General features: G+C 28.4%; 15 protein-coding genes. 6 read left to right on the top strand and 9 right to left on the bottom strand.

Translation table 11 applies throughout. The features are described from left to right. The first annotated feature begins 188 nt into the window (after positions 1-188). Positions 189-584, top strand: coding sequence for a pyridoxamine 5'-phosphate oxidase family protein (locus EG57_RS0221560; protein ID WP_029160253.1), 396 nt, complete (start codon positions 189-191; stop codon positions 582-584). Between the two features lie 57 nt (positions 585-641). On the opposite strand, the gene EG57_RS0221555 is transcribed toward EG57_RS0221560, so the two are convergent. From EG57_RS0221555 to EG57_RS0221535, 6 genes are all read right to left on the bottom strand, one after another. Next, complete coding sequence (locus EG57_RS0221555) at positions 642-1,685, bottom strand: glycosyl hydrolase family 18 protein (protein WP_032079165.1); 1,044 nt, start codon at positions 1,683-1,685, stop codon at positions 642-644. Positions 1,686-1,700: 15 nt separating this feature from the next. Further along, on the bottom strand, positions 1,701-3,386 hold the full coding sequence (locus tag EG57_RS0221550) for a glycoside hydrolase (protein WP_242859911.1): 1,686 nt from the start codon (positions 3,384-3,386) through the stop codon (positions 1,701-1,703). Then, the gene (locus EG57_RS0221545; RefSeq protein WP_032079163.1) at positions 3,370-5,247 is read right to left on the bottom strand and encodes a glycosyltransferase family 2 protein; all 1,878 of its coding nucleotides are present in this window, start codon (positions 5,245-5,247) and stop codon (positions 3,370-3,372) included. Before EG57_RS0221545 ends, EG57_RS0221550 begins: the two co-directional genes overlap by 17 nt. Positions 5,248-5,272: 25 nt before the next feature. Continuing rightward, on the bottom strand, positions 5,273-7,852 hold the full coding sequence (locus EG57_RS0221540; RefSeq protein ID WP_032079162.1) for a polysaccharide deacetylase family protein: 2,580 nt from the start codon (positions 7,850-7,852) through the stop codon (positions 5,273-5,275). A gap of 410 nt (positions 7,853-8,262) precedes the next feature. Next, positions 8,263-8,424, bottom strand: coding sequence for a hypothetical protein (locus EG57_RS26585; protein ID WP_161782731.1), 162 nt, complete (start codon positions 8,422-8,424; stop codon positions 8,263-8,265). An 88-nt stretch (positions 8,425-8,512) separates the two neighbouring features. Further along, on the bottom strand, positions 8,513-9,289 hold the full coding sequence (locus EG57_RS0221535; RefSeq protein WP_032079161.1) for a class I SAM-dependent methyltransferase: 777 nt from the start codon (positions 9,287-9,289) through the stop codon (positions 8,513-8,515). Positions 9,290-9,514: 225 nt separating this feature from the next. Here EG57_RS0221535 and EG57_RS0221530 point away from each other — a divergent pair, with 225 nt between their 5' ends. Continuing rightward, positions 9,515-10,315, top strand: coding sequence for a YihY/virulence factor BrkB family protein (locus EG57_RS0221530; RefSeq protein ID WP_032079160.1), 801 nt, complete (start codon positions 9,515-9,517; stop codon positions 10,313-10,315). Between the two features lies 1 nt (position 10,316). Here the strand turns inward: EG57_RS0221530 and EG57_RS0221525 are convergent, their stop codons facing one another. Continuing rightward, the gene (locus EG57_RS0221525; RefSeq protein ID WP_032079159.1) at positions 10,317-10,652 is read right to left on the bottom strand and encodes a winged helix-turn-helix transcriptional regulator; all 336 of its coding nucleotides are present in this window, start codon (positions 10,650-10,652) and stop codon (positions 10,317-10,319) included. A 294-nt stretch (positions 10,653-10,946) separates the two neighbouring features. Here EG57_RS0221525 and EG57_RS0221520 point away from each other — a divergent pair, with 294 nt between their 5' ends. After that, positions 10,947-11,747: a nitroreductase family protein gene (locus tag EG57_RS0221520; RefSeq protein WP_032079158.1), complete on the top strand. Its 801-nt coding sequence runs from the start codon at positions 10,947-10,949 to the stop codon at positions 11,745-11,747. Positions 11,748-11,813: 66 nt separating this feature from the next. Here EG57_RS0221520 and EG57_RS0221515 read toward each other — a convergent pair whose 3' ends face one another. Next, positions 11,814-12,617 carry a Cof-type HAD-IIB family hydrolase gene (locus EG57_RS0221515; RefSeq protein WP_032079157.1) on the bottom strand — a complete coding sequence of 268 codons (804 nt, stop codon included), beginning with the start codon at positions 12,615-12,617 and terminating at the stop codon, positions 11,814-11,816. Between the two features lie 306 nt (positions 12,618-12,923). Between EG57_RS0221515 and EG57_RS0221510 the strand changes: the two genes are divergently transcribed. Together EG57_RS0221510 and EG57_RS0221505 are read left to right on the top strand one after the other, a co-directional pair. Further along, the gene (locus tag EG57_RS0221510; protein WP_032079156.1) at positions 12,924-13,685 is read left to right on the top strand and encodes a DeoR/GlpR family DNA-binding transcription regulator; all 762 of its coding nucleotides are present in this window, start codon (positions 12,924-12,926) and stop codon (positions 13,683-13,685) included. 154 nt (positions 13,686-13,839) lie between these two features. After that, positions 13,840-15,066: an aminopeptidase gene (locus EG57_RS0221505; RefSeq protein ID WP_032079155.1), complete on the top strand. Its 1,227-nt coding sequence runs from the start codon at positions 13,840-13,842 to the stop codon at positions 15,064-15,066. A gap of 113 nt (positions 15,067-15,179) precedes the next feature. On the opposite strand, the gene EG57_RS0221500 is transcribed toward EG57_RS0221505, so the two are convergent. Then, positions 15,180-15,800 (bottom strand): DUF2238 domain-containing protein, encoded by a 621-nt coding sequence (locus EG57_RS0221500; RefSeq protein ID WP_414629358.1) that lies wholly within the window; start codon positions 15,798-15,800, stop codon positions 15,180-15,182. A gap of 322 nt (positions 15,801-16,122) precedes the next feature. Between EG57_RS0221500 and EG57_RS26060 the strand changes: the two genes are divergently transcribed. After that, positions 16,123-18,003: a 5'-nucleotidase, lipoprotein e(P4) family gene (locus EG57_RS26060; protein ID WP_084572294.1), complete on the top strand. Its 1,881-nt coding sequence runs from the start codon at positions 16,123-16,125 to the stop codon at positions 18,001-18,003. Positions 18,004-18,471 lie beyond the last annotated feature (468 nt).

Genomic DNA, 18,471 nt, shown 5'->3' with positions numbered 1-18,471 from the left:
TCAGCAATTAATAGAAAATTTCACTATATGATTTGTGTATTATAATTTTTATGATAAAATGTAATTAGTTATATTTACCATAGAATTAATATATTTAACACTTCATTTTTTAATCTGTAGTATTAAAAGTTATTCTTTGAGCAAATTTAACTTAACAAAATATTTTATATATAAAGGAGATACTAATTATGGATGAAGTTTTAAAGTTTTTAACTGACAACAAAATTTTTTATCTTGCTACTGTAAATGGAGATAATCCAGCATTACGTCCTTTTGGATTTGTAATGAAACATGATAATAAGCTGTGTTTTTGCACTGGCAATACAAAAGATGTATACAAACAATTAAAGGCTAACCCAAAATGTCAAATCAGTGCAACTTCTCCAGAAGGAAAGTGGCTTAGATTAAATGGAAAGGTAGTTTTTAATACAACAAAAGAAGCACAAGAAGCTGCCTTAAATATTATGCCTATGCTAAAAAATATATATAAAGTAGGAGATGGAATTTTCGAAATATTCTACATAGATGAAGCTGAGGCAACTTTTTACGATATGATGACTGTTTCTCATACCGTTAAATTTTAAAATTAAATTTCAAAAGACAAGATGTATTAAAACACATCTTGCCTTTTTCATTATCTATCAAAATAAGTTTCCACCTAATCTCCAAATGCTTACATCATACCCTTTTTCACTTATAACTTTCATCCATGAATTCAAAGTCATTTTATCTGCATACCATATCTCATGCTTTAAATTATTCTCATCAATATAGCTAAAATATAAACATTTACTATCATTATCACGTTGTACTTTAGCCTTATACTTCTTCAATATATCATTAGCTTGTTCTTCTGTAACAGAAGTAGTTTTTCCATTAGATGACCAATTAAATCCTCCTGTAGCAATAGCAAAATCCTTCTTTCCTGGAACTTTCCTCATTTTTTCTATTGAACTTCTAATAAATTTATCATCTGCTTTTCCACCTGGTTTACTAAAACTACCATGCAGATTGTAACACATAAGTACATAAGTTGGACCTTTAGTAAAATTTAATTTATCAAAAGGTGTATTAGTTTCAAGCACAACTCTCAGCTTTAGGCCTTTGCTTTCAGCCTTTTGGTATAGTTCATTTATAAATAATATATAGTTATTCCAAAGTCCCATATCATTTTTTATTTGTTCATAATCAATTTCTATACCATTAAAACCATACTTAACTGCCAAGTTCACAATATCTTCAATATGTCTACTTCTTGAGGTTTCATTACCTAATAAATTTTTCAACAAGCTTATATCTTTTAATGAATAGCTTCCATCACCTTTTGCCTTATCATTGACAATAGTTATATATTTATTATAATTAAAACTCTTTGTTTCACTATAATAGTTAATCAATTCTTTTGGCATCACTAGTTTACTATTTAAATCAAAATTAGCTGAAAAATAAGAAACATTTTTCAATCTATTATTTAGAGCTTTAATTTCCTTATCAGAACTTAAATCCCAATATACAACCCAGGCAGATAGACTATTTACAGAACTACCAAATATTTTTAAATCTTCCTTTGCTAGTGATCTATTTTCCTTATAACCAGCCTCTTTTGAATTAACACTCTTATATATAATTGGTGTTAATAATATTATTAATACTATAGGTACAATCCAAAACAACCTTTTTTTCATATTAATCCTCTCAAACTATAAATTCTTAATAAACCAATTTACGACTTCATTAAAATAGTTTTTAGTATTATAAATTACATTTTCCATTCCCTTTGATGATGAATCATATAAAACCTTGCCATCTATATTAGTTACTTTAAAACTTTTAAATACTGCATCATATACATCATCTGCAATATTTCTTTGACTATATCCATAATCTCCCCATGCAGACTCAAGAAGAATACTACCTTCCTTTACCTTATTCACCTTTAAATCTTCTACTATCCTCTTCCCATCAATGCTTAAAGTTAATTTTTTGTCAACTAATGTTATATCCATTTTTTTACTTCCAGATTCCTTTATATCAATTTCTCTATTGTTATTATTTAAAGTTGATGAATACAACATATTTTTGTTTCCATTTGAATTTTCAATAATATTAATGGTATCATTAATAAGCTGAACACATATATTACTGGTTCCATCATCATTGGATCTTAAATATATAGACTGAGAACCTATTATGTTCCCATTAAGCATTGTTGATACTTTAATATCTTTATAATTTTGACTATTTTCAAGCTTAACGAGCCCTTTTCCCTTTGGTTTGGATGTCAATACAATTTTATCGTTTATAAACTCTGCTTGTCCAGTTATTTTCTTAAACTTATTAGCTTTTTCTCTATCCCCTACTACAAATTTAACATCTTTTTTGGTATCATCCCAAATTCTCATTAATAAATGATTAGTACTCCAATAAGCTTGTGGTTGAATTCTTGTTAAATCATAAATAGAACTATCTGGTAAATTTAACGAGTATCCTTCTCTATTAAAATTCATACTAAAGATTTTTTCAATCCATTTACCATTTATTTCACTTACTTTATCATTAGTTCCAAATTTTCCTGTATTAGAATGCATTAATGCATATAAAGTTGGTACATACCCTATATCTTTATTGTACACATTATATAAGCTTTTATAATCATTATCAATACGCTGTTTCATTTCATCATAACTTTCCAAAGGTATTCCATTTTCATCTCTAATATAATCCATAAGATAATGATTATATTTTCTATTGATTTTAGATGCCTCCTTTGAAAATTGAACTGAATCTAAACTTCCTAAGTAATTTGAATTTCTATCAAAAACATTTATAAATTCTAATCTATATCCATTAGTGCCTAATTCCCAATAAGAACTATTTTTCAATTTCAACAAATCTTTAGGCATTAAAAATTTGGAATCATTTTTTGCAAATTTATCTACATAAGTCAGCATTGTAGCTTTATAATTATATTTCTCTAAAATTTTTTGGGAAAATATTGCTGTATCTGTCCTTCCATCTTCAAACAAGAGAAATAAAGATTTTTCTGGCAATGCCTTTCCTTTTTTATAATAATTCAATATATCATTTTGAGTTATGGTTACATATCCATTTTCTTTTAATGCTTTTAACTGATTTTCTAAAGCATCAGTGCTTATTAGTGTATTATTTCCATCTCTATCCACACCAAAATAAGATATTGAAATAAAACCACTTTTTCTATTTTGAGAAACAATATTTGAACTATAAGGTTTATATGTGGATTTTACAAACAGAGCCTTTACAATACATATTAACAATGCAAATAGAATTATACCTTGAAATATACTTCTTATTTTCTTAATTCTATCTTTTCTTTCTGGAGAGAATTGTTTACCTTTCAACTGCATTCTCCCCCTTTTTTCTTAAAATATTAAATGATTTTTTCTTTTTTCTTTCAGCTTCTATATCACTTGGAGTCATTCTCGTTCCCCAGGTAGATTTCCAGAAAGTTACCCAAGCTATAGGCATTTGCCAAAGCAGCACAGCTTCATAATAAATACAAAATATCATTCCAAAAATCCATGTAGTACTTTTTCTAAAGAACATTTGAGCAAAGCTCATCATAAGCGACATCATCAAAAGCCCCACAAGAAATGTGGTAGGGAATATTTTATGCGTAATAGGTACATATATTAAATTGTAAATAACTATTACAGGTGCGGCAATAGGAACAAATACCCCCATATAAAAGAAAGCAGACATAAATGGCTCTTTTTTCCACATAAACTTTCCTGCAATAATTGACTCTCTCAGCCAGGATCTTTTCCATCTCATTTGCTGTTTAAGAAAGACCTTATATCTGTTAGGCACAATAGTGGAACAAATTGCTGTATCTTGATAACTAGTCCTATATCCATTTAATACAAAGTTAGTCATAGCTCTATCATCTCCAAAGGTTGCTTTTTGACCTAAAAATCTTTGATCTAACCAATTATCCATATTATCTATAACTATTTGTTTTCTATAGCACGAAAGTGGTCCTGATAAACATGTAACTGCATCAAAATAAGCCTCTGCTGCTTTCATAATTCTAAAAGCAATGTAGTATCTAACGGACTGCATTTTAGTCAAAGTATTTGTAAAAGTATTTGCAACATCTGTCCTTCCTGATACTCCACCCATTTTAGGATCTTTAAATGGCTGAACTAGATTTCTTATTGCAAAGGGATCTAAAAAGCTATCTGAATCAACAAATACAACTAAATCATGCTTTGCATTTAAAACTCCTCTACAAAGAGCATCTCTTTTTCCCATATTCTTTTCTTGAACAAAATACTTCACCCTATTTTTAGTATCAAATCTTCCTGCTTCGTTTTTTAATTTATTCAAAGTATTCTTTATCTTTTTCACAGATTTATCATTGGAACAATCATCTACAACTATAACTTCAAGTTTATCAATAGGATAATCTTGATTAATACAGCTTAAAATCGTATTTTCTATCCACTCTTCTTCATTAAAGCAAGGAATAATAATGGTTACACCTGGAGTATAGTCAATATCCATAGATATAGGTTTGTACAAAATTCCAAATAAATATCTACTTAATAAAAATACAGCTGCAATAATACTATATAGATATATCCACTTATTAAATTCAAAATAAACGATACTTTCTGCCCTCATCAATATGATAAATATGCTTATAAACAATAATAATAAACTGGAAGAAACTAATACATACCTATCCTTTTTTCTATCAGAATACTGAGCTAAATTTTCTAAAAATTCTATACCACATACTATCTTTCCATTTGCAGTAATAGAATCTCTAACCTTTTTACCATGAATGTTAACATTCATTTCATACCCTTCTGGCATGGAACCTGGCAGTACTTTGAATCTTAATTTAATATTGTCAGCTTCACTGATTATATTTAATTGCTCTTTGTCATTTAATTCTAACAAAATTCCTGTAGTTGAAACATCTATGGATTTAATTTTGAAACTACTGATTGACTTATTTTTCTCACATCTTACTTTGACATCAGTTTTCATTATATATCTTATTCCAGCTTTTTTACTTTTTATAAATACATTAGGGTCATCACTATAATCTTCTATTACCTTTTTTCCTCTTCTGTCAACTGTAGTTCTTATAGCTTCCTTATCTGGAACATTTGCTAATAATCTTCTATCCTTACGAGGATTTAAAAGGATATCAACTTCTTCATTTTCATTTTTTATTAATTTCTTTTGTGTAAGCATTTCTAAAACTCCTAATTTAACAAAATTAATTGCTTAAATAATCACTTAATTTTGCAATTTTATATTTTTCTCCATACACTCCTTTTTCATTATTAGTTAAAAATATATCCAAAGCTTCTGCAGTATAATAAGCCTGATCATTCATATGCATTACCACTACATTTCCTTTATTTTTAACTAATCCTTGCTGTATATAATTAACCAAATTTTGTGCTGAAGTTTCTATATAATCATGAGTTGAAATATTTCCACTAATAGAATATTTATATCCACTTTCAAATACCGCAGCTAATCCTTCTCTTTTTAAAATCAATGTAGGTGGCCTAAAATATTGTTTCAGGGAATCTAAATCTCCTATAACACTATTCATAACATCATAAGATTTAACTAAAGACTTTCCTAGTTCTTCTCTATTAGTTCCCAAAAGTTCATGATTATAATTATGACTTCCAATATCATTACCATTTAAAGCAATTGTTCTAAGTAAGTTGGGATTAGCATTTGATATACCACTATTAATATCAACATTTTTTGCTATTACAAAAAAAGTTCCTTGTACTTTATGTTTATTTAATACATCTAATATTTCATTTACTACTGGATCTCCTCCCCAATCATCAAAAGTAAAAAATATAACATTTTCACCTTTCGTATCAATGGTTCCACCTTTATCAAGCAATGATTTTTCTTGTTCAGTAAAATCACTTGTATCTACATCTACATTACCTATATAATTAGTTTTCATCATTTCTAGTGCATCTTCATAATTTCTTTTTTTCATAGGAACTGGATTTTTTATAATATTATATCTACCAAGCTGTGATGAATTTTCAAAAGTTTTTTGTAAATCACCTAATGTTACTACTGAATATCCTAATGGTTTTTGTTCTAAACTATAAGAATTGGATTTTTCATTGTACTTATTAACATAACCATTTTGAACATAATTTTTAGTTACTATATCTATCATATTTGAAACAACATTGTCACTTTTAAATAAATTTGAATCTAATCTAAAATAAACTATTTCTCCCTTTCTAAGTGACATATAAGAATTTACATTAAAATAACTAAACACAATATCTTCAGCATCCATATTCTTATATTTATTAATAGTTGGTGATTTTGAGTAAGTAAATAATTCATAATTCTTAAGAGAAGATATATTGGTTACTGCTGATAAAGCTTCTTGAATTTGTGAATTATCATATCCATACCCTGCCATATATGCATTTGTAACTATTCCTTTATCTTTTAGTAACTTATCTACTTCATATATTTCCTTACAAATTTCTTCTGGTGATTTACTCAATAACGCTGTACTTGCTGTTATTCCACCATTAGCAATTTCATGCCCTTTACTTAATATCTTGTTTATCCTATCTGGGTATTTTAATATTTCATCCTTTGTTACAAAAAATGTTCCCTTAACATTAACTTTATCAAGCTCTGTAAGTACATTGTTCAAACTGACTTCATTACTCAATCCTCTAAAGGTATAAGCCAAAGCCTTCTGAGTAGTATAAAATTCTGATACAGCAGGAGCTTGTCTCTTATTATTTTTCTCCAATATTTCATTAAAATTTATTAAATCTATACTATTTTGGCTATTGTTATTATCATTAGTTTTATTACCTAATGTATTATTTTTATTAGCTTTAATCTTTAATGTATCTTTTTTAGCATACTGACTAGCTATTGTATTTTTGATTCTTTGAAGGTTATTATATACTTCAACATTTGGCAACTCAGACACTTTAGCAACCATTTTTTTCTGTTCATCTATTGATTTTAAAAGCCATCTTACAATTTGTATAATATTCTCATCTTTTTCCTTTTTACTTTTTTTCTTGTCTATATCAATCTGTTCATCTATTGTAGTTTTATCTTCTTTTCCTTTATATTCAGTACTATCAAGAACCCCTTCCAATTTTATAGAAATTATGGTTCCCCTTTTTAAACTATTTACATATCTATACGCTTGATCATAATTTTTAAAGCTTTGGTAATTTAAATAGTGATTGCTATCAACCACATATTTATTCCCTGATGCATAAGCTGCCTTTAGTATATTGTCATTATAAACTGTGGAATTGCACTTTAATAGAACAGGATCTTTTCCAGTTACAATTTTTAAAATCTTATTAGTTCTGCAAAAATCCATAACTAATTCTTCTGAGGACAACTTTTCCATATTCTTAGTGGATGATAGAGTTCCACTTCCTATATCATGTCCAGATTTTTGAATCGTTTCAACTATACTGGAATCCTCAGCTGCTTCAATTCCTGGAACAAAGAATGTTGCTTTAATTCCATATTCATCCAACATATTTACTATTTTATTTATGGTATCCTTATCACTAAGACCTTCAAATGATAAACTTATCACATCTGCTGATGTATCTACATTTGCTATAAAGTCTGCCTTTTTACTATTGCCTAATGAACTTAATGCTTTTTTTATTTCCTCTGATGCATCGTACTTACTATTTTTACTTATAATGATTTTTCCTGAACTTGTATCAATCTTATAATTTTTATGTGTGTAAACGCCTATACAAATACTTACTATCAAAACTACAATAAAGATACTTTTTCTTTTCATAATTCATCTCCTAATTACAATTTAACCTAAAAAATTCTAGTTTTAATTTATGATAGTTTTTTATTTATATATCATTAAAAAATGAAAGCACTCTATTAAACTTCTAAATATTGTTAATAACAATCAGTTTTTCAATATAGTATTATATTAAATATTTGTTACAAATTTATTATATTGTTCAAAATTATATTTTTTAACACATTATAGTTAAAAAATAACATTTTATATCCTCAATTATAAGGACTATACAACTATATTAACCTAAAAATTATAAAATTTCAAACATTATTCGTCATTTTTTATGTTGTTTTTTTAATTTTTATATAGAATTTTTTAAATATAGTTCAATATATTTGGTATTATAACAATAATAAAAAAGCAAGGTGTTTCCTTGCTTTTTTATTATGATGTTACTTATTTTTATGAACTCTGTTTTTATTCAATTTAAATCCATTCTTAATTTTTGAAACCACAAATCCTCCTAATATACCTCCAAGTATACATCCCAATAAAAAGATTAAAAAAATATACTTAGTTAACTGTGATACTGACATAAATATTTTCGCATCCATAAAAACCCCTTCTAAGGAAAATTAGTAACCACTAATATAATATTCAAGACACTTCTAATTTATCAATATCACAAAATATATAATTATCTTATTCCTTTATCAAAATATCTACTGTATGTGCACTTGCTCCAAGTAGCTCTGGTCTTTCACAGGTAGAAAAATGATACTTAAGAAAAATTTGAAATGTATCTTCATCCATAGCATTCAAAACTGGTCTCATATAATCAGCTGGTCCATCTGCTGCAATTAATTTTATTCTTTTAAGTTTTACTTCTTCATTTAACTTATTAATATCTTCAATTCTTACATAATCATATAGATCTATTGGTTCTGATATAACATGAAAATCATCACTAAGTTTGCCATTATCAATACATTCACGAATATTATTTTCCTTAAAACCATAGGTTATTACACTATATTCATTCATACAATATGCTACTAAAATGTAACCTCCATCTTTGGTTACTCTTTTAGCCTCTTGAAGAGCTTTTACTTTATCCTCAAATTGATATAAATGATACATAGGTCCAAACACCAAGGTCATGTCAAAAGTATTTTCTGAAAATCTTGATAAATCCAATGCTGTTCCCTGATATGCTTTTACTGCACTTCCTTTTGACTTTAAAACACCTAAATTATGTTTCACAAGTTCAATTGCAGTAACATCATATCCTTCATTTGCTAATTGTACAGAGTACCTGCCTGTCCCTGCACCAACATCTAATATTTTTGAATTCTTGTTATTTCCTAGATATTCGTGAATATATTTCATAGAAGTGATATATTCAACTTGTCCATATTTTCTTGTTAATCTTTTATCTTCACAAAATTTATTGTAGTATTTTTCTAATTCCATTGTCATCTCTTACGTTCCCCATCTATTATTATTTTTAGCAATGATTAAATATAAAAATTATCCTCTACTCATTTAAATTTCCATATTCTCTTCACTACCCTTCTTTTGCATTCTAACAAATATTATACTACATTACATTTAAAAATGGTCAAGCTATTTTCTTTTTTAAATCATATTACTGAAACCTATACAATATAATAAAAAGGAGTATTAAAAAGGATTGTTATAATTATGAAAAGATTGTTATTAGATTTGATTTATAGATTCAACAACGATGATATTCCTGCTTTAGGCTCTCAGCTTGCATACAATTTAGTCCTATCCTTTTTCCCTTTTATAATTTTCCTTATGACACTTATAGGACATACTTCCTTAAACAATAATGAAATATTACTAGGTTTAAGTAAAATTATGCCGGCAAGTGCTTTCAATCTTATTAGCAGCACAGTTTCTGAAGTAATTACTACTAAACACAGTCAACTTATGTCCTTCAGTTTAATTCTTACTATATGGTCTGCTTCTTCTGGTTTTAACGGAATCATAAAAGGTCTTAACAAAGCTTATGATGTTTCTGAATCAAGAGGCTTCATTAAAGTCAGGCTTATTTCAATATTTTGTACCATTGGCATGGCTTTTATAATACTAGTTATGATGTTTTTATTAATACTAGGACATATCATATGGAAGTATGCAACTTATAAATTAGGGTTTGCCCATAAGTTAATAATTCTATGGACATTAACAAGATATTTTATATTTATATCCACTGCTGTATTCATATTTACTTCTCTTTATCGCTATGCGCCATGTAAAAGGCTTACCTGGCTTGAGGTTTTGCCAGGTTCCCTATTTGCAATACTTCATCTTATACTTGTATCTACCGCCTTTGCCTACTATGTAAATAACTTTGCTAATTATTCAGTTATCTACGGTAGTATCGGAGCTATAATTGTTTTACTTACTTGGCTTTTTCTAATTTCTATAATTGTTATTTTGGGTGGAGAGTTTAATGCATCATTATATCATGATTGATTTAATTATCATCTAAAGAATTAGAATATCCAATAGCCCATTCACATAAAGTTGATAAAACAGGTAAAAGAGTTTTTCCTCTATCTGTAAGCGAATATTCTACCTTAGGTGGTACTTGAGCATAAACAAATCTATTCACTAATTGATCTTCTTCCAATGCTCTAAGCTGCTGAGTAAGCATTTTCTGAGTAATATTAGGTAAAGTTCTCTTTAAATCGCTAAATCTCAAAGTTTTATCACCTAAATGCCATATAATAAGTGGTTTCCATTTGCCACCTATAATATCCAAAGTCAATTCCATAGAACAGCTGTATTCATTCCCTTTAAATTTTAACATTTATTATATTTAGTGATGAAATATATATCAAACTATTTGTTATTATACTGCCATCACTAAAATTCACCTCTTTTCTTTCTATTAATAATTAGTTGTTTATAGTATGTAAGTAGATACTATAGTACTTAAAAGTACCTACTTCTAAAAAATAATAGTACAGTATATAATATCTCTTGTAAAACATTTTACAATATTTATTTAAAATTGCAACAAAAATATTTTCTAAAAATCCTACTAAAGCATTTAATATAGAAATTGAGTTTGTAAACCATAAAATTTGAGAGGTGAATTTTAATGAATTTAATTAAAGTAGATGAATCATTATGTGTAAAATGTGGAGCTTGTACAAAAGTTTGTCCAACTACAGCTTTGTACATGAAAGAAGATGGTCCAAAGAACAATAATAATTCTTGTATTGCCTGTGGTCAATGCGTTGCTGTATGTCCTTATGGTGCACTTGATAACATTAGAGCTCCACTAAGTGATCAGGTAGATATAAAAGATTTTAAAAATTTAAATTCAAAAACTGCTGAATATTTTCTTAAATCACGCAGGTCAATAAGATGTTATAAAAATACATCTGTTTCATATGAAGAACTATTAAAATTAGTTGATATTGCACGTTTTGCCCCTACTGCCAGCAATTCACAAGGAGTATCCTATGTTATCGTGAAAGATAAAAAAGTATTAGAAAAATCTACTGAAATAATAGTTAAGTGGATGGAAGCTAATATTGAACTTCATTGGAGCTTTTCAAGACATATAAATAATTATAGAAAAAATGGCATAGATTCAATCTTACGTGATGCTCCTCATCTAATACTAGCAACTGCTTTAAAGGATTTTAAAAATGGAAGAGAAAACAGCATTTCTGCATTATCTTATGTTGAATTATTTGCACCTACATTAGGATTAGGTTCTTGCTGGGCTGGATTATTTGAATTTTGTGCATTTCTAAATTATAAACCATTATTAGATTTATTCAATATTCCTAATGATAAGGTAATCACAGGTGCTCTTATGGTTGGATATCCTAAATACAAATATAAAAGATTAGTAGATCGTAATAAATTAGATGTTACATGTATAGGGTAATTTTAAAACAAAAACTGCTTATGTGATAACGTGCATATAAGCAGTTTCTGATCCAAAATAATTAGTTTACAATATAAATTTTTTAATGGCCTTTGCCACTCCATCATCATCATTGTTTGAAGTTACATATTGAGCTATATTCTTAAGCTCCTCAATAGCATTTCCCATTGCAACTCCAAGACCAGCATAAGTTAACATTTCAATATCATTTGCCTGATCACCTATACACATTATTTCTTCTTTTTTTATTCCTAATTCATCTGCTAAAGCTTTTACACCATAACCCTTATTACAATTTTTATTCATGACTTCCAAAAGTATAGGCATAGTTTTCACCACATTATACTCAGTATAAAATTCTTTTGGCAACTCAAGCATTTTTTTGTCTAACAATTCTTCTGTCTGAGAAAATAATATCTTTGTAATTTCATCATTATCTTCAATATCCAAATCAAAATTAACAATTTTAACAGGAGTTCCCACATATTCTGCTTCAAATTTTGTAAATTCACTTTTCTCTGCTGCAATAGGGCCTTCATGAGTATACGCAATCATATTAAGTCCAACTTTACTACTTAAACCATGTGCTTTTATCAGGTCTTTACCTCTTAAGCCTTTATATGCAATACATTCAAAATTACTGGTTCTATATATAGTTCCTCCATTATTTGCAATAAGGTATTGATTTTCTCCTCTTAAATTAACTTCATCTAAAAAATTATCCAATCCCTTAAGACCTCTTCCAGATGTTATAACAACATTAACACCCTTTTCTACAGCCTTCTTTATTGCCTCTTTGTTAACTTTTGAAATAATTCTATTATTATTTAATAATGTACCATCCATATCAACAGCTAATAGTTTGTACATATTTTACCTCCTAAAATTCACATTTACTATTGATTAATTAGGCATCTTCAAAAATATCCAGCATTACACTTGATTTTTGAAGATGCCTAAACATATAAAATATCACGCTAGGCATTACCCTATTACGCTAAATCATATGATCTTTAAAATAATTCTATCAATTAACATCATTTATTATTATTGTTTATCATTTATTATCATTGTATATCATTTCAAAATTTTATTCAAGGCAATTTGTGAATTTTCATAGTAATGTTATAATATTAATCAATAATGATAAACATTAATAATTGATGAGGTGCTTAAATGTTTACTGAAGAACGATTAGAACAAATATTAGGTATACTTAAGGAAAATGGTAGAGTAAAAGTAAAAGAGTTAAGTGAACGATTTAATGTTTCAGAAGGTATGGTAAGGAAGGACTTGCAGAAATTAGAAAGAAATGGTGCTATTCAAAGAACCTATGGTGGTGCTATATTAAACAGAAAAATTTCTAAAAGCAGTCCTATAACTGCTAGAATGAAGTTGAACTTAAACAGTAAAAGGTTGATATCTGAAAAAGCCTTTAATCTTATAGAAGATGACGATGTGATTTTTTTAGAACCTTCAAGTATTGATTTTCTGTTAGCTAAACTAATTGCTAATAGTAATAAAAAAATAACTTTGATAACTAACATGCCTACAATTCTTCCTCTTTTTAATGATAATGAAAATGTTAAGTTAATATGCATAGGAGGAATATATGATAATAAAGCTGGTGGAGTTTTTGGTTCAGAAGCAATTAAAAGTATATCTAAATACACTTTTAATAAAAGCTTTTTAGGAGGCTCAGGTGTAAACTTAATTACCAACAGTGCAAGCACCTCTGACTTAGAAGATGGTAATCTTAAAGAAACCGTAATTTCTAACAGTAAAGAAGTATTTTTGCTGGTTGAAAAAGAAAAGTTCAGTTTAGATAGTATATATAAATTTGCTACTTTAGATGAACTACATGTTATAATCACTGATTCAGACATTAATGATGATATTAAAGAAAAGTTAAAAAAATTAAATGTCATATTGATATAATTCTATGTAAACTCTATAAATTAATTTTAAAAATGTATTCCATAAAATGATTTAACTTTAGATTTCAAATGTATAAGTCTTAACATAAAATTTTTTGTAAAATATACACAAATTGGCTATACTTATAATATCTTTTATGAAAGGATGTATTAAAATGAACAAGGATTCTTTAGAAAAATATTCACAAATTATTGTAAAAACAGGACTAAATATACAAGGTGACCAAACTTTAGCTATAAATTCTCCTATAGAATGTGCTGATTTCACTAGGATAATTTCTGAAATAGCTTATAAAGAAGGTGCTAGAGAAGTAATAATAAATTGGAGAGATGAACTTTCCTATAAAATAAAATATTTATATGGAAAAGATGAAATATTTGATGAAGTTCACAGCTGGCAAAAGGATTTATTTGTATCCTGCGCTAAAAAAGGTGCTGCATTTCTTAGTATTTCTGCTTCAGACCCAGAACTTATGAAGGACGTAAACCCTGAAAGGATAATGAGAGCTAATAAAGCTAATAGTGCCGCCTTATCTGAATATAGAGAAAGACTTATGGCAGATAAAAATGTGTGGTGTGTTGCTTCTGTTCCAACAAAAGCTTGGGCAAAAAAAGTATTTAAGAATGTTTCTGAGGATGAAGCAGTAGAAAAACTTTGGGATGCTATATTTAAAGCAGTAAGAGCTGATAAAGATAATCCTATAGAAGCTTGGAATAATCACCAGAATAATTTAAAGAAGTCTATGGATTTTCTTAACAAAAGTAACTTTAAATATCTTGTTTATAAAAATTCTATTGGTACTGATTTAAAAATAGAACTTCCAGAAGATCATTTATGGCTTGGTGGTTCATCTTTTACACCTGAAGGCACTGAATTCATGGCTAACATACCTACAGAAGAAGTATTTACCTTACCTCATAAACTTGGCGTAAATGGTAAGGTTACAAGTTCTAAACCTTTAAATTACAATGGTAACCTTATAGAAAACTTTACTCTTACCTTCAAGGATGGAAAAATTGTAGATTTTACTTGTGAAAAAGGTTATGATACATTAAAAAATTTAATAGATACAGATGAAGGCACTCATTATCTTGGAGAAGTTGCTCTTGTACCATTTGATTCTCCAATTTCAAATTCAAATATATTATTCTACAATACCCTATTTGATGAAAATGCTTCCTGCCACCTGGCTATAGGTGAAGCTTATCCCACTTGTTTAAAAAATAGTGAGAATATGAGCAAAGAAGATTTAAAAAATGCAGGAGTAAATGATTCTTTTGAACATGTAGACTTTATGATTGGTACAAAGGATTTAAGTATTACAGGCATCACCAAAGAAGGTAAAGAAATACCTGTATTTATAAATGGAAACTTTACTTAGCTTTTTCTAAAATTAACAATCTCAAAGTGAATATAATATGCAACAAGTATTGCCTTAAAATTTTTAGTTATAAAATTTAAAAGGGATTGTGTTAAAAACAATCCCTTTTAAATTTATTTTCTCAATTTTTCTATACACTTATCATGAATTTTAGAAAACATAAATACAGCTGACATTGAACCTATTAAAGCTAAAAACATGTCCCATTGAGTATCCCAAACATCTCCTTGAGTTCCCAAAAAAGCCTCTGCTGCAGAACCTGTCAATTCAGCTACAAACCATTCTATAAGTTCATAAGCTGCACTTATTGACAAACAAATACATACTACAATAAATAGTAACATCTTACCTCTTTTTAAATAGGATTTTCTAATTAATATTTCTCTAGCTACAAAAGCTGGTATAAAACCTTGAGCAAAATGCCCTAAGCGATCATAGTAATTTCTACTTAAATGAAAACTATCTTTTATCCAATTAAACAAAGGCATTTCTGCATAAGTATAATGACCTCCTATTAACAATATAATTGCATGAATTAAAATCAAACCGTAAACAAAATTTGTAAATGTAAATTTTTCATAGGTAAATATTATAACCATAATACCTATAATTGCTGGTAAAACTTCTAAAAACCAAGTGAAATAATCTTTAGGATAAATAACAGACCAAATAAATACCATAAAAAATATTATCAAATAAATACTATGTGTTTTACTTATTTTTTTCATATTCATTCCTTTTCCTTCGCTCAAGGTACTAAAGATAACAAAAATGCAATCTATAACGAATTTATTATTTACTCTTATATTAACTAAAATTACCTTATCTTTCAATGTTATTATATATAAAGCAAAAATATTTATATAATTCCCTATTTTCCAATTACACATAATATCTTTTTATTAATATTTATTTTTCTTTAATAAATATATTGTATTTACAATTAATTATATTTTCAATATAATTATAATAAAATATTACATAAACAAGCAAACTAACTATTAAATTGTCAGTTTGACTGTTAATTACAAAATTTCAAAGGGGGACTTAGAAATTATGTTAAAAAAGAAAATTAATATCCTATTATCTTTTGTTTTAAGTACTTCACTGATACTCTCACCTATTGTTACTTTTGCTGCGGCAAAGCCAGATGTAGTAGCCTCAGCAACACACTCTGTAAAATCCAACTATACTCAACAAAATTTAAACGAGCAGGATGTAATGGCATTACTTTGGATGCAGACTTCTGCAGAATACAAAGAACTTTGCTACCAAGCTTATAATGCTGGAAAAATGCAGGTAGATGAAGCTGTAAAAAATCATAAATCCAGCGATAAGCCTTTAGCTATAATTACAGACTGCGATGAATCAGTTATAGACAATACTGCTTATGATGCAGGTCATATAGGTCACAATACTGCTTACGCCAGTGGTAGTTGGGAAAAGTGGGTTGATGCAGCAAAAGCTGATGCTATGCCTGGCGCTAAAGACTTTTTACAATACCTTTCAAGTAAAGGAGTCGAAGTTTTTTATGTTACAAACAGAGATGCTAAAACAGGATTACAAGGTACTATTAAAAACTTGAAAAATTTAGATTTTCCTAATGTAGATGAAAAGCATGTTCTTCTTCAAACAGATAAAGGAAATAAACAAGCTAGATTTGATGCCGTTTCAAAAGACTATAATGTGGTATTTTATATGGGTGATAATGAAAATGACTTGCCTATAGATACTTACGGAAAAACTCTACAGCAGCGAAATGATGCTACTGATAAAAATAAAGATTCCTTTGGAACAAAATTTATTGCTCTTCCAAACCCATCCTATGGTGACTGGGAATCAGCTGTAGCTTCTGGTTACTGGGGACTTAGTGCGGCTCAAAAAGATGAAGCACGAAAGGCTCAACTTAAAACCTGGAGAGCAGATGGTGCTCCAGCTGTAAAAAGTGCTTCAGTTTCAAATGCTTCTCAAGCTCCAGCTGCTCCAACAACTACTGTCCAAGATACTTATGTTGTTAAACCTGGTGATAATTTATTTAGAATAGGCTTGAAATTCTCCATGGATTTTAAAGCAATAGCTAAACTAAACAATATTTCCAATGTTAATTTAATCTACGTGGGACAGTCAATAAAATTATTACCAAGAACAGTACAGGTATCTCCAGCACCACAACCAACTCCTGCTGCTTATTCTCAAAAGGATTTAAATGAACAGGATGTAATGGCATTGTTATGGATTCAAACTGCTGCAGAATATAAGGAATTGTGTTATCAAGCTTATAATTTAACTAAAATGCAAGTAGATTCAGCTCTTAAAAACCATAAATTAGGCGATAAATCTTTAGCTATAATCACAGATTGTGATGAGGCAGTTATAGATAATACTGCTTATGATGCAGGTCATACAGGCTATAATGATGCTTATGCTAACGATAGCTGGGCAAAATGGGTTGATGCAGCAAAAGCTGGTGCTATGCCTGGTGCTAAAGATCTTTTACAATACCTTTCAAATAAAGGTGTAGAAGTATTCTATGTTACTAATAGAGATGCAAAGAATGGAATGCAGGGAACTATGAAAAATTTAAAGGATTTAGGCTACCCTAATGTAGATGAAAAGCATCTTCTTCTTCAAACAGATAAAGGTAACAAACAACCTAGATTTGATGTTGTTACAAAAGACTATAATGTTGTAGCTTATATGGGTGATAATGAAAATGATATGCCTATAGGAACTTATGGTGTAAGCTTAGATCAAAGAAATACTACTGCTGACAAAAATAAAGATTCTTTTGGAACTAAATTTATAGCCCTTCCAAATCCATCTTATGGTGACTGGGAACCAGCTATAGCTTCTGGTTATTGGGGACTTAGTGTACAGCAAAAGGATGCTGCAAGAAAAGCTAAACTTAGAACTTGGAGAGCAGATGGAACTAACTAATTCAACTTTTACAATATAAAAATAATGCGACACAACTTTTTAGGTGGAGTCCGCATTGAATATATGGTGTATAAAAGCCAACCGTTTATTAAGTAGCTCTAATGTCTAAAATTTTAAAAATCTCTACCCGCTCAAATGTCCCGTCCTGGGACTTTCGCGGCTTGAATCGTCCTGATTCAAATTACGAGATTTTTTAAATTTTAGGCATAAGACCTCCTAAATTCTCTCAAAAGCTTTTATACACCATATATTCAAAGCTCCCTCCACCTAAAAAGCTGTGTAGTAACTATTGTAATTCTAATATGAAAAATTGCTTATAATACATTATGTTATGGCTCTTAATAAAAAACGTAGCTTTCATAATACTTATTGCCTAGTTTATATATTTAAACTATTTTAATAATATCATCTGGCACATCCTAAAAAATATCAGAAGCTTATTAAAAAATTTTTAGGACGGTAGTCCTT

It is taken from the genome of Clostridium drakei (genome assembly GCF_000633595.2).
In the GTDB taxonomy this organism is placed as follows: Bacteria; Bacillota; Clostridia; order Clostridiales; family Clostridiaceae; genus Clostridium_AM; species Clostridium_AM drakei.
This window is presented reverse-complemented; position numbering and strand designations above follow the sequence as displayed.

Coding starts and splice junctions, on each gene's coding strand:
- EG57_RS0221505 (WP_032079155.1), top strand. CDS start 13,840: ATGAACAAGGATTCTTTAGAAAAATATTCACAAATTATTGTAAAAACA.
- EG57_RS0221555 (WP_032079165.1), bottom strand. CDS start 1,685: ATGAAAAAAAGGTTGTTTTGGATTGTACCTATAGTATTAATAATATTA.
- EG57_RS0221520 (WP_032079158.1), top strand. CDS start 10,947: ATGAATTTAATTAAAGTAGATGAATCATTATGTGTAAAATGTGGAGCT.
- EG57_RS26060 (WP_084572294.1), top strand. CDS start 16,123: ATGTTAAAAAAGAAAATTAATATCCTATTATCTTTTGTTTTAAGTACT.
- EG57_RS0221500 (WP_414629358.1), bottom strand. CDS start 15,800: ATGAATATGAAAAAAATAAGTAAAACACATAGTATTTATTTGATAATA.
- EG57_RS0221535 (WP_032079161.1), bottom strand. CDS start 9,289: ATGACAATGGAATTAGAAAAATACTACAATAAATTTTGTGAAGATAAA.
- EG57_RS0221550 (WP_242859911.1), bottom strand. CDS start 3,386: ATGCAGTTGAAAGGTAAACAATTCTCTCCAGAAAGAAAAGATAGAATT.
- EG57_RS0221510 (WP_032079156.1), top strand. CDS start 12,924: ATGTTTACTGAAGAACGATTAGAACAAATATTAGGTATACTTAAGGAA.
- EG57_RS26585 (WP_161782731.1), bottom strand. CDS start 8,424: ATGGATGCGAAAATATTTATGTCAGTATCACAGTTAACTAAGTATATT.
- EG57_RS0221560 (WP_029160253.1), top strand. CDS start 189: ATGGATGAAGTTTTAAAGTTTTTAACTGACAACAAAATTTTTTATCTT.
- EG57_RS0221515 (WP_032079157.1), bottom strand. CDS start 12,617: ATGTACAAACTATTAGCTGTTGATATGGATGGTACATTATTAAATAAT.
- EG57_RS0221530 (WP_032079160.1), top strand. CDS start 9,515: ATGAAAAGATTGTTATTAGATTTGATTTATAGATTCAACAACGATGAT.
- EG57_RS0221525 (WP_032079159.1), bottom strand. CDS start 10,652: ATGTTAAAATTTAAAGGGAATGAATACAGCTGTTCTATGGAATTGACT.
- EG57_RS0221540 (WP_032079162.1), bottom strand. CDS start 7,852: ATGAAAAGAAAAAGTATCTTTATTGTAGTTTTGATAGTAAGTATTTGT.
- EG57_RS0221545 (WP_032079163.1), bottom strand. CDS start 5,247: ATGCTTACACAAAAGAAATTAATAAAAAATGAAAATGAAGAAGTTGAT.